6 protein-coding genes are annotated in these 12,948 nt (G+C 30.0%); 1 reads left to right on the top strand and 5 read right to left on the bottom strand.

The features are described from left to right. The 3 genes from AACQ14_RS18945 to buk all read right to left on the bottom strand — a co-directional run. The coding region (locus tag AACQ14_RS18945; protein WP_339365155.1) for a DUF4073 domain-containing protein at positions 1–5,043 on the bottom strand (5,043 nt) is incomplete at its 3' end. Between the two features lie 512 nt (positions 5,044–5,555). Beyond that, a complete protein-coding gene (locus tag AACQ14_RS18940; RefSeq protein ID WP_339365154.1) occupies positions 5,556–6,458 on the bottom strand; it encodes a phosphate butyryltransferase in 903 nt (300 codons plus the stop codon). 64 nt (positions 6,459–6,522) lie between these two features. Continuing rightward, the gene (gene buk, locus AACQ14_RS18935) at positions 6,523–7,602 is read right to left on the bottom strand and encodes a butyrate kinase (RefSeq protein ID WP_339365153.1); all 1,080 of its coding nucleotides are present in this window, start codon (positions 7,600–7,602) and stop codon (positions 6,523–6,525) included. A 384-nt stretch (positions 7,603–7,986) separates the two neighbouring features. On the opposite strand from buk, the gene AACQ14_RS18930 reads away from it, so the two are divergent. Continuing rightward, positions 7,987–10,236: a helix-turn-helix domain-containing protein gene (locus tag AACQ14_RS18930; RefSeq protein ID WP_339365152.1), complete on the top strand. Its 2,250-nt coding sequence runs from the start codon at positions 7,987–7,989 to the stop codon at positions 10,234–10,236. Positions 10,237–10,311: 75 nt separating this feature from the next. On the opposite strand, the gene AACQ14_RS18925 is transcribed toward AACQ14_RS18930, so the two are convergent. After that, a complete protein-coding gene (locus tag AACQ14_RS18925) occupies positions 10,312–11,490 on the bottom strand; it encodes a D-alanyl-D-alanine carboxypeptidase family protein (protein WP_339365151.1) in 1,179 nt (392 codons plus the stop codon). Between the two features lie 110 nt (positions 11,491–11,600). Beyond that, a complete protein-coding gene (locus tag AACQ14_RS18920; protein WP_339365150.1) occupies positions 11,601–12,926 on the bottom strand; it encodes a pyrimidine-nucleoside phosphorylase in 1,326 nt (441 codons plus the stop codon). Positions 12,927–12,948: the final 22 nt, after the last annotated feature.

Genomic DNA, 12,948 nt, shown 5'->3' with positions numbered 1-12,948 from the left:
TATATCTCCATCTCTATTATCATAGGCTGTTGCTCCTTCATCTACATACGTTCCACCATAGGTTACTTCTTCCGAAGCATTTCCTACTAAAGTTATTACTGGAGCTTCTTCGTCTTCTTTTACTATTACTGTTCTTGTTACTTCTTGGGCTTGATTGCCTTTTTCATCAGATACATTGTAGTGGTAGATATATGTTCCTGGCTCATTTGTAGATACTTTATCAACATTTTCACCGTTCTTAGTTATAGTCACTACTATGTTCTCACTTATATCTCCATCTCTATTATCTAATGCTGTGGCTCCTGCATCTACATACGTTCCTCCATATGTCACTTCTTCCGAAACATTTCCTACTAGGGTTATTACTGGAGCTTCTTCATCTTCCTTCACTACTACTGTTCTTGTTACTTCGTCTGCCTCGTTACCTTTTTCATCGGATACATTGTAGTGATAAATATATGTTCCTGGGTCAACTGTAGATATTGCATCTATAGTACTACCGTCTTTGGTTATAGTTACCTCTATATCATCTGTTATATTTCCATCCCCATTGTCATAAGCTGTGGCCCCTGCATCTATATACGTTCCTCCATAGGTTACTTCTTCGGAAGCATTTCCTACTAGGGTTATCACTGGAGCTTCTTCATCTTCCTTCACTACTACTGTTCTTGTTACTTCATCAGCCATATAACCTGTAGAATCTGTTACATTATAGTGTATTGTATAATTACCCGGTATTTTAGTATCAATAATACCATCTACGTAAGGTACTATTGTTCCATTTGGTTTAGTAACAGTTGTTACAATCTCTTCGGTTAATGTATCATTATCATCTTCTATATCAAAAGCTTTTGCTCCTGCATCTGTATATGACCCATTGTAATCAACAACTACTATTTTATTACCATTTAATTCAATTACTGGTCTATGATGTAATATAAACTCAACTGTATACATCATAGTTGTTATTCTATCTTCTGCTGTTACAATTACTGTTGTAATACCTTCAACTTCTGTTTGACTATCTTTAATAACTTCTACAGTTGCATTACTATCAATAGTTTCATATACAACATCTGGTCTAGTTATTGTACCTGGTTCTAAATATTTTATATAGTTTGTGGTACTAGAATTAAATGTTGGTTCATCTATTGGTGCTAGTGATTGTAGTCCTGCTTCCGACGAAACTGGATTTGCATACCCACCCTGAGCAGCGCCATATATATTATTTAGTGCCCTTATTCTAGTTTCATCATATAAATATCCAGTTTGTAAATTAACTTTTGCAACTATATTACTATAGCCAATAAATAAAGTATCATTTGCTACAGCTATACCCATAGCATATTTACTATAGTATTCACCAATAACAGATGTAGAATAATTATTATCAAAATTAATTTTTATAAGCTTTGCATCATATCTATTGCTTGTAGCAGCCAATAAATACATATCACCATCAAAAGCTACTAAATCGCCTTGAGATGTATAGCCAATATCTTTCAACTCGTAGAATGTTTCAGTATTTGGGTTATAAGCATATAGCTTCGTACCTTCAACATAGTAATATAATCCATTATTATAAGTAAGGGAATTTATTGTGCTATCACTAATTTCTTTAATCTTTATAGGGTTAGTAGTTATATTCTTGTATAATTTACCGTCCCTTACCCCTATAATATCATCATTATAATTTGCAATATCTAAATATGTTTTGTTTGTATGAGCAACTTGCTCATAATTATTACTTTCAGGATAATATTTTATTATTTTTCCATTTCTATTATTTAAATAAAAATAATCATAATCATATGGTCCTATTAATTCAAAAGGTAGAGGTACAACTTGTTCTGTAGGATTTGATCTTACAGAATTACCTTTAAGGTAAGTACCTGTCTTAGCTATTGGAGTTACTTCAAATTTTATAGTGCACCCAATTAAATCTTCAGTTATTAATAACTTCTTATTAGTAGCATCATTAATTGGTGTATAACTACTTGAGTCACCTTCTGATTTATACCATTGATACCTAGAATTACCCTCTTCATCACCTTCAGGATCCTCATAAGTATATGACCCTGTAAGTTCTTTTCCAACTTTTGCACTACCTTCAATTCGTACATCTTTGGCAACAGGTGGATTAGATACTACTTTTTCAATTCCTTGTGAAGCTCCAAATACTTTTTCCAAATGATTAATTTTATCAGATTTATGATTTAATTTATTGCCTTCTACATCATATATATCAACATAACTTTGATTTTTCTTTGTATACGTTACAAATAATTTGTTATTGAGCGATGCTATACCATAAGGTATTCGTGATAAATTAGCAATTTTACTGACCTGCTTTGTTGCAATATTAACTTTAACTAGATAATAGTAGTTCCAATAATCATAAGCAGTATAATAAATTGTGTTAGCATCAAGAAAAACAATATCTCCTGCAGAAGACAATCCTGTAGCTACAACATCAGTTATTTCATTATTTGTAATATCATACTTTCTAATTATTCCATAATCTTCTTCAACATAATATAGATTACCATTAGAATCAGAAGTTAATGCATTTACTCCATAAAAATCATTGAAATAGGAATGATTATCTTCGTTATCGGTATAAAAACCAGGTCCTATTTTTTCTCTTTCATCTATACCCAACTCAATATTTTTATAAAGATTACCATTTTGGGTGACACCTACTAAAGTTCCATCAGGTAAAGTTGCTATATCTCTATAATCATCTATTTTTGAAGCGATCTTATCTGTTTTATTTGAATTCCTATATGGGTAATATTTTACCAAAGTTCCTTTATCATCACTTGCATAAAAGAAATCATGAGGGTCTCCTGTAAGATTTGAATTAATAGTTATGACACAATTATCTTCATAATTTCCATCTTCCGTTGTAGCTGTTATTGTTACAACACCAACTTTATTAAGTGTTACATTACCATTAGAATCAACCCTTGCAATACTATCATCGCTAGAAGACCAATTTATATTTTTATTAGTTGCATTTATCGGTTCTATTGTTGCATTAAGTGTTATACTATCATTTTCATCTAAATTAATTATAGTTGACTCAGGTTCTACATTTATACCCATTACAGGGACATTATTATTATAAGCCAAGTTTTTGGAACTTGGATATAAGTAAGTACCTGGTACATCTTCTATTGTATTACCATTAAAAGACATTTGTAATTTAAATGCAGATTGACTTTTTCTATTCTCAAAGAAATTCATATATATTGGGTATATCTTACCTTCTTGCATCTGGTACACTGTACCATTACCTCTTGTAGAAGGTGATTGATACTGCCATTTGTTAACAAATATTTTATCTTCATTTCCAACTGTCAAAGAACCATATATTCCATCATCTGAATAAGCATATAATTGATATTCACCAGTTTTTTCAGGCACAAAATATCCCCACATGACTATAGCTTTTTCAAAAGCTTCATGAGAGTTATTATTGTAATTGGCTTCAAAATATAATGAACCTTGTTGGCTCTCATTATACATATCAAAGTAATCTCCATATGCTGATTCTATAGGAGTCTGAATAATGAAATCAGAGTATCTCTCATCACCAAACATCTTAACCCTATCATTTTCATCAACTTGTGAATCATTAGCGATATCATAATGTTTTACACTTAAATATCCTCTATTATCACTTTGAATGTCAGTATATATTTCTTTATCGTCATTAAAATTTTCTATATAGTTATAATTGAATTGTAATGTTGTTATGTTACTTGGTGGTATTGTTTCTGTACCAATAAACCTAAGCTTGATAACAACATCCATTGTTAAATCTGGAGGATTATCAGAATCATATGTTTCCCAATTATCACTATCCCCTATTGTGTACTCCATATTTTCTCTATTTGCGTCTTGACCAATAATTATATTATTAATATCATCTGCTGTTAAATTAGGAGCATCTGGTATAGCATATGGACTAAGTTGTATCTGCATTTCTCCTTTAGTACCATTTTGAGTAATAGCTATTATAGTGAAATTACTAACAGTCGCTTCACCAGTAACAGTAACTCCCCCTGTTTGGTTAATATTTACACCAACCAACTCATTTTTTATAGACCATGTAATAGTTAAATCTTCAATGATATCACCAGATTCATCATATACTTCTGCAGTATAATTCTTGGTAACATCATTTTTATAAGGAATCTCTATCACACTATCTCCACTGATTATTACTTCTTTTTCTTCTGGTTTTAGGTTAGCATTATGCCATGGTGTTACTTTTATATAGTCTTCAATATTAAATTCAATAATACTATCTGTTATATAAGTATTACTCAATTGTGATTGAACAAACCAACAATTAAATATATGAGTTGGATCAGCACCTGGATAATCAATAGCTTCTAGTCTGATTATTGTTCCTTTTGGTTCAATAATTAACATATCATCAGATGTTTCACCATCTAAATGCTCATAAAATTCATTTCCAATGTATATATTGACTTTGCTTCTACCTGCTACATTACTAATAACTACACTAGAAAGTTCATTAGCTTGTTTTTTATTATTTGATTCATCTAATTTATCTAAGTCATCTTCTTCAGCATCCTTTTGGATATCATCTTCTTCTTTATCTAAATTTGCATTTTCATTGCTATTATCATTATCAAAATCATGGGTATCGTCTACTTTCTCACCATTATTCTCATCAGAAACTTGTTCCTCATCTTTATCTATATTCTGATTTTCTTGATTTTGATTATTTCCTTCAGTGTTTATTCCATCATCACTTGATTCGTCTTCATTTTCCTCTTCTTCTTGATTATGCTTCATCAATTCATTATCATTAGTATTATTTATGTTTTCATTCTCTGATGGAATATTATCATTTTCTGTCTTATTCTTCAAAGCTTGTTCAATATCAATGGTCTGAGCTTTGGGTTCTGTCTCATTTGCATAAGAGTTAATCGGGATTCCTGTAACTGTAATCGCAATTACAAGTATAACAGTAAACAATTGTTTTAAAATCTTATACTTTCTCATGAATAGTTCTCCTCCTTCAATTTTTCTATTATATAATTACTATTTTGTCAATCTTTTAAGTGTCATAATGATTATAAGTAAATATTATCTTACTTAGATTTTTATTAATATATATATTTATTTGTTATTATACTTTTTTGATTATTTTGTATTATTTGTGAGATGATAATAAATATATTTTTTTAATAAATTTATTATACCATCTACTAGTCATTAAAAAAAGGACTTTTTAGGTATTAAGTACTAATTTACATTATTTAAACATTATACACTTTTTTACCATATATAGTAATTTATACCTACATATTTTTACATTTTAATCAACTTGCTCATTTATTTTATACTTCAATTGTTTCCCATAAATAGATACACTATTTTATAATTTATTATAATATTATCAATTTTATTACTCATTTATTCTATAAGTATAGACAGATAAATGGATATAAAAAATGCCCTTATTTAAATAAGAACATTTTTAGCAACCTGATTATTCAATTATTTCTTCACAGCTATTTAGAAGTCATTAACATAGCTAAAGCAATAGAATTAATCTTAGATATTTCAGTATCGGCTCTTGATGTTACAACAATAGGTACTTTTGCACCTACTAAAACACCAGCCGCTTTAGCATTAGCTAAGAAAACCAATGATTTATATAATACATTACCTGCTTCAATAGAAGGCACTATCAAAATATCTGCTTTTCCAGCAACTGGACTATCAATTTTTTTATGGTTAGCAGCTTCTACTGATACTGCATTATCCAGAGCTAGAGGACCACCTACGATACAATTATGTATTTCCCCTCTTTTATTCATTTCTTCAAGTTCTTTTGCATCAACTGTGGCTTGCATTTTCGGATTTACTTTTTCTTTTGCACATAACATAGCAACCTTGGGTTCATCAATACCTATGCTCCTAGCTACAATAACAGAATTGTCAATTATCTGCTTTTTAGTCATTAGGTCTGGTTCAATATTCATTGCTGCATCAGATATCAATAATACCCTCTCATATCCAGGTATATCCATAACACCAACATGGCTTAATACTCTACCCGTTCTTAGATTAGCTTCTTTATTCAAAACGGCTTTTAAAATGACAGCAGTATCAATGATACCTTTCATCACCATATCAGCTTCTTTATCTGTTACCTTTTTTACAGCGATATTACATGCTTCTACTTTATCTTTTTCATCAATTATCTCTACATTGTCAACATTAAAATCTATCTTTTTTGCAATCTTGAGTATCTCTTCTTTGTCCCCTACAAGAATAGCCTTAATTATTCCTTCTTCAATTGCCATCTTCACAGAAATCAAAACATCTATATCTTGAGCTACAGCAACCGAAAGCACTTTAGGTTCTTTTGTTTTGGCTAACTTCATTATATCTTCAAATTTACAAACCATCCAACCAATCCCTTTTTATACTGATTTTTATATTTTACATAGATTATTGCAAATATTCAATAGCTTATTTGAATAATTTTGCTGTTTCTTCACCTGTAAGTATACGAAGTCCACCTTCTGCTAAGGCTATCAATTCATCTTCACCTGGAAAAACTTCAAATTCACCTAAAAAATTAATTTTCTTCCTTAATTTTTCACTGAACATCTTTGAATAAGCAATACCACCAGTTAGAATTATCATATCATAATCACCCATTAAAACAGTGGCCATTGCTCCTATGGCTTTTGCAACTTGATATACCATTGCTTCATATATAAGAATTGCTTTTTCATTGCCTTTCTCTATCATCTCTTGAACAACTCTTACATCATTTACACCAAGATAACTAACTATACCACCTTTACCAGCTAACAACTTTTTGATTTGCTGTTTGTTATATTTCCCAGAGAAACACAAATCAACCAAATCACCTGTAGGTAATTCACCTGATCGTTCTGGTGAAAATGGTCCATCTCCATCCAGTGCGTTATTGACATCTATTACTCTTCCTTTTTTATGTGCACCAACAGATATACCTCCACCTACGTGTGCTATAATAAAATTACACTCTTCATATCTCTTTCCTATTTTTTTAGCAGCCCTTCTAGCAACCGCTTTTTGATTAAGGGCATGGAACATACTAATTCTACTAGTACCTTCTAACCCTGTAATTCTTGCAACATCGTCCATCTCATCTACACAAGGTGGATCAACCATATATGCTTTTATGTCTAGCTCTTTAGCAATGTCATTAGCAATAAGACCTGCTAAATTACATGCATGACCTTTTTGGATAGCTCCATCTCTTAGAGCTTCAATCAACTTATCTTCCAATAGATATGTACCACCTTCAATAGGCTTTAGAATTCCACCCCTACCTACAATAGTACTTAAACTAGATAATTCAATCTGTCTTTTTTCAAGAGCACTTATTATTGCATCTTTACGGAATGTATATTGGTCTAATATTGTATCAAATACTTCAAGTTCTTTTGTAGAATGTCTAAGTGTTTCTTCAAATAATTGTTGCTCATTATCAAATACTGCAATCTTTGTAGAAGTTGACCCTGGATTTATTACTAATATCCTTAATTTGCTTTCCATATTAGATACCATTTCCTTTCATATTTCATGTCTATAGATTAACACCATTGGACTTTTTTCTCGGTGCTCCTTTTGGTTAAATGATAACCTTTTTTTGTCAACTTTTAATAGCAATAATTCATATGTCAATTATTATACCCTATAATGTACTTTTTTTGCACTATATATTATTGACTTTTTAGTAAGATAAAGATACTATTAAGGTAAGATTATAAAGTTAAGAAATAGTTGATATATATTGATTATATCAATAATTAAGGAGGATTTTTTTATTATTATAAGGTATTATTTTTGAACTTTAATTTACTAAAAATTTATAAATATGAGTTCATAATATTTAGTCAAATGGTTATTTAATATATTTAATAAAGAAGGCGATCGATTATGAATACGAAATTTGAGATTATTAAGCATAGTGGTAATTTACCTTTTAGTATTTTTTTACATGAAAGCAAACGTGTATACCCTATGAATTGGCATAAAGAAATAGAAATTCTCTTTGTACTGAAAGGTTCTGTACGTGTTAAAATAAGAGATTCTAGTTATATCGTTCATCAAGACAATATTATTCTTATAAATAGTTATGAGATGCACGAAATCACTCCATTAGGAGACGATATAATAATTTTAGTGTTTCAACTAGATCCTTATTTCTATCAGAAATATTATCAAGGTTTTACAGAAATTGTTTTTCATATGAATTCGACTATGTTAAACAAAGATTCCAACACCTATAACACCATAAAAGAAAATTTAGTCATCATGATGTGGTATAGATTAAACAAAGAAAATACATATCAGATAAAACTTCTGAAACAATCTTTAGCTTTAGTTGAATTATTGCTAAGGAATTTTAAGAAAACTATGATTAACGACAGAAATCATAATGACAGGTCACAGCAAAGATTAATATCAATTATTGAAAATATAAATAAGAATTATAATAAAAAACTTACTCTATCACAAATTGCTGAACAGGAATACATAAGCATTCACTATCTCTCCAAATTTTTCAAAAACAGGGTTGGTATTGGGTTTAATAAGTATCTTAATCTTTTTAGACTAAATAAATCCATGAATGATTTGCTTAATTCAAACAAGATGATTATTGATATTGCTCTGGAACATGGTTTCTCCAGTGTTAAAGCTTATACAAAATTATTCAAAGAAACTTATAAGGAAACTCCTAGTTCTTTTAGGAAAAAATATTTATCAGATATATCACCTAAGAAAAAAAATACATCTGTCACTTTTAATAGCAGAACCATATTACATAATTATATCCAACTTCTTGCAAAAGATTTTTTATCGGGAAACCTTAATCAAGTATATTATCTTACTGTAAATATGCTTAATAAAAGTATAGATACGATTCATAAAGAAAACATACTCCAAATCAACATGCCTAGCAATGGTATGGATATTATACTTAAAAGTAGTCTTGAAGCTATAACTAATGAACTTCATATTGATTATATCAGATTCGGAAATATTTTTGACAAAACAATAAACTTCATGAATGATGATAAAAGTTTGAACTGGTTTTATATAGATAATTTATTAGAACTACTAATAAATACTGGGGTAAGACCTTTTATAAAACTCTCTTATAATGAAAAGTATTTCACTCTAAAACAATGGAACATTATTGTAGAAACTTTTATTAATCATTGCCTAGAAAAATTTGGTATATATCAAGTGAGCAGATGGAAACTAGAGATAAGTTGTGAATCAGCTTATTATGATAAGTTTATCAATCTTTATAATAATGTTATCAAAAAGTTGATATACAATTATAAAGACCTTAAGATAGGCATCCTACTTAATTTAAATAAATATTTCACAGCTGAAAATGTTTTAGACAATTATAATTTTTCTAAGCTTGATTTTATTACTATTGAGATTAACGATAAATATTATTGGAAAAATTCAAAGACAATTAATGAGATTGTGGAATGGCTGAAAAGCAGACATATCCATACATATATCTATCAAAATAGAATTGTAAATGAACTATATGATACATGTTTTATTTCTAATTATTTCGTATATAATTATTTGCATATATATAAGAGTGCTAACTTGATTGTACCACTTATTGATCCTATGATTAATTCTAAAATATTCAACGGGAAAGATAGTCTATTGACATTTAATGGTCTTAAGAAGCCCATTTACAATACGTACTATTTATTAGATAAAGTAAAAGGTGATATAATAGACAATGGAAAGTATTATATTGTAGTTAAAAATCATGATAGATATTATATACTCCTGTATTATTACACCCAAGAAATAGGTAATATGTTTAATTACAGCAAAGACCTTAATTATAATTCTTTCTCAAAAAAATCATCAAATAGTATTTCTACCATTGTTTATGTTAATCTAAAATTAACAGAAGGCAATTATAAGGTTAGAACTTATCTGTTAAATCAAGAGAATGGTTGTATCTTTAGTGAATGGTTGAATATGGGTTCGCCAATAGAAATTGATAAAGAAGATATGAATTTTCTTAAAAGCAAAGAAAACATGAGAATTAGTGTTAATAATATCTATACTAAAGATTCCTTACATCTTGAAAGTTCAATCATACTAAATGAAATTAGATTGATTGAAGTAATCAAAAAATAAGCCAAAAAGGCTTTTCATAATATAATTGAATATATTAGGAAAAGCCTTACTATTTTTTGAAATATTGCTAGATTCTTAGTGAAAAAACATTTTTAGAATTTTACCTATATAAAACTTCAATGTAGCTTTAGGAACTTCATTTGCAGCTACTAGGTCAACTCTCCCTACTTCTTTATCACCGCATTTATACACTATTTCCCCTATTTTATCACCAGTAGCAATAGGAGCTTCAACAAATTCTTCTACTTGAATATCATTAGTTATTTCTTGCTGCTCTTTACTATCGAAAATACAACTAAAATCTTCAGCTCCAACACAGTCAATGCTATCAAGTGTTCCTTTTTTTACTGGAACATTGGCTAATGTTTTATCTTTTATGGAATCCTTATACATTTTGCAATTTGCAAATCCATAATCTAACATCTTCATTACTTCTCTAAAACGTTCTTTATGATTAGGGGTTGCCATTACTACAGCTATCAAATTCAATCCATCTTTGTTAGCAGTTCCAGATAAACAGTATTTAGCTAAACTTGTGGAGCCTGTTTTCAAACCAGTAGCATATTCTGGATACCATTTCAATAATTTGTTGGTACTTGTTAATTCACTTATTTCTTCTCCATCTTTTCTCTGATGAACTATCTTATCCATCCATATTTTAGTTAAATCATATACCTGTGGATATTTAGTTGTAAGTTCTTTTGACATTATTGCAATATCATATGCACTAGTCAAATGACCATCTGCATCAAGTCCACATGCATTAACGAAATTAGTATCTTTCATACCTAATTCTTTTGCTTTGGCATTCATCATATTAACAAATTCGCCTTCTGTTCCGGCTATATGCTCTGCCATAGCTACTGCAGCATCGTTACCAGAAGCAACAGCGATACCTTTTGCTAATTCTTTTACTGGCTGAACTTCATTAGTTTCCAAGAATATAGTAGATCCCCCGAAACTAGAAGCATGTTCACTTACAACTACCTCATCTTCCCATCCTATTTTACCATTCTCAAGGGCTTCATACATTAATAGCAATGTCATGATTTTGGTTATACTTGCCGGCCTTAATCTTTCATGGGAATTTTTTTCATATAATATTTTACCTGTTGTTGGTTCCATTAATATAGCTGATTTAGCTGTTAACTCTAACTTGTCTTTTGGTTCTTCCTCAGCATGTACATATACATTAAATGTACCTCCTATAAATAAAGCTAGAGAAAGTAAATAACAAAATATTCTTTTCTTCATTTATTGCTCACTCCTTCTACTCACATAATCTTTTACTAAAGGAACTGCTATATATAGTTCAATTATCTTACTATTAGAGTAAGCTTTTAGAAGAAATTTATACCTTTTTTCTAACTGGTAATTATTCCATCTCTGGTAATTATTCCCTTAATAAATTTAGTCTCTTCTGGTTTTCCATCTGAAAACTCATATGCAGTCAAAGCTTTTTCTTTTGCAAGTTTAATTTTTTGTTGTTCATTTCCATGGATATATGCTAAAGTATCACCTTCTGAAACTTTATCTCCTACTTTTTTCTCAATAACTATACCAACACTAAGATCAATAATACTTTCTTTTGTTTCTCGTCCACCACCAAGAATCATGGAGGCTACGCCAATCTCATTTGCTTCAATATGACTCACATATCCTGATCTATCTGCTTTTATTGGCTCTATGATATTAGCTTTTTTAAACAATTCTGTATTATCAACAAAATCTTCATTTCCACCTTGTGCACGAACCAATTCTTTTAATTTTTCAATGGCTGTTCCAGTACTTATTGTCTGTTCCAGCAATTTTCTTCCTTCTTCTGCTGTTTTGGTTTTTCCTGCTGCTTTAACCATGAAACTGCCAAGTGTTAAGCATAAATCTAGTAAATCCTTTGGTCCATTACCTCTTAATGTTTCTATGGCTTCTATGACTTCCAAGCTATTACCAACTGCTCTTCCTAATGGTTGATCCATATCAGATATAATTGCTGCTACATCTCTATCTAATCCTGTACCAATATTCACCATTTCCTTAGCAAGTTCAAAAGCATCTTCTTCTTTTTTCATAAATGCACCGCTACCAGTTTTAACATCTAGAACAATAGCATTAGCCCCAGATGCAATTTTTTTGCTCATAATACTACTAGCAATCAATGAAATATTATCCACTGTTGCAGTTACATCCCTAAGTGCATATAACTTTTTATCGGCAGGAGCTAAATTAGCTGTCTGACCAGCTATTGCTATCTTAATTTGATTTACATTATTAACGAAAGTGTCTTTTTCAACTTTTGTACTAAATCCATCAAACGCCTCAAGCTTATCAATGGTTCCACCTGTATGACCTAGACCTCTACCTGACATCTTAGCAACTGGAATTCCTAATGCAGCTACCATTGGCGCAATAACCAAAGTAGTTTTATCTCCTACTCCACCTGTACTGTGTTTATCAACTTTTATACCATCAATATCAGATAAGTCTAGCATCTCGCCACTTTTAGCCATAGCAAGTGTCAGTATTGATGTTTCTTGCTCGTTCATACCTCTAAAATATATAGCCATCAATAGTGCAGATACTTGATAATCTGGTATTTTCCCCTCTGTATAACCATTAACAAAATATTTTATCTCATCCTCTGAAAGCACCATACCTAACTTTTTCTTTTCTATTATATCATACATTCTCATGATTACATCATCCCTTCTATGA

This window comes from Vallitalea maricola (assembly GCF_036985595.1).
Taxonomy (GTDB): domain Bacteria; phylum Bacillota; class Clostridia; order Lachnospirales; family Vallitaleaceae; genus Vallitalea; species Vallitalea maricola.
Note: the sequence above shows the minus strand (reverse complement) of the source record. Positions and strands in the feature narration are given on the sequence as shown.

Bases quoted from the DNA above. Each gene is read 5' to 3' on its own strand.
- AACQ14_RS18930 (WP_339365152.1), top strand. From the start codon at position 7,987: ATGAATACGAAATTTGAGATTATTAAGCATAGTGGTAATTTACCTTTT.
- AACQ14_RS18925 (WP_339365151.1), bottom strand. From the start codon at position 11,490: ATGAAGAAAAGAATATTTTGTTATTTACTTTCTCTAGCTTTATTTATA.
- AACQ14_RS18920 (WP_339365150.1), bottom strand. From the start codon at position 12,926: ATGAGAATGTATGATATAATAGAAAAGAAAAAGTTAGGTATGGTGCTT.
- AACQ14_RS18940 (WP_339365154.1), bottom strand. From the start codon at position 6,458: ATGGTTTGTAAATTTGAAGATATAATGAAGTTAGCCAAAACAAAAGAA.
- buk (WP_339365153.1), bottom strand. From the start codon at position 7,602: ATGGAAAGCAAATTAAGGATATTAGTAATAAATCCAGGGTCAACTTCT.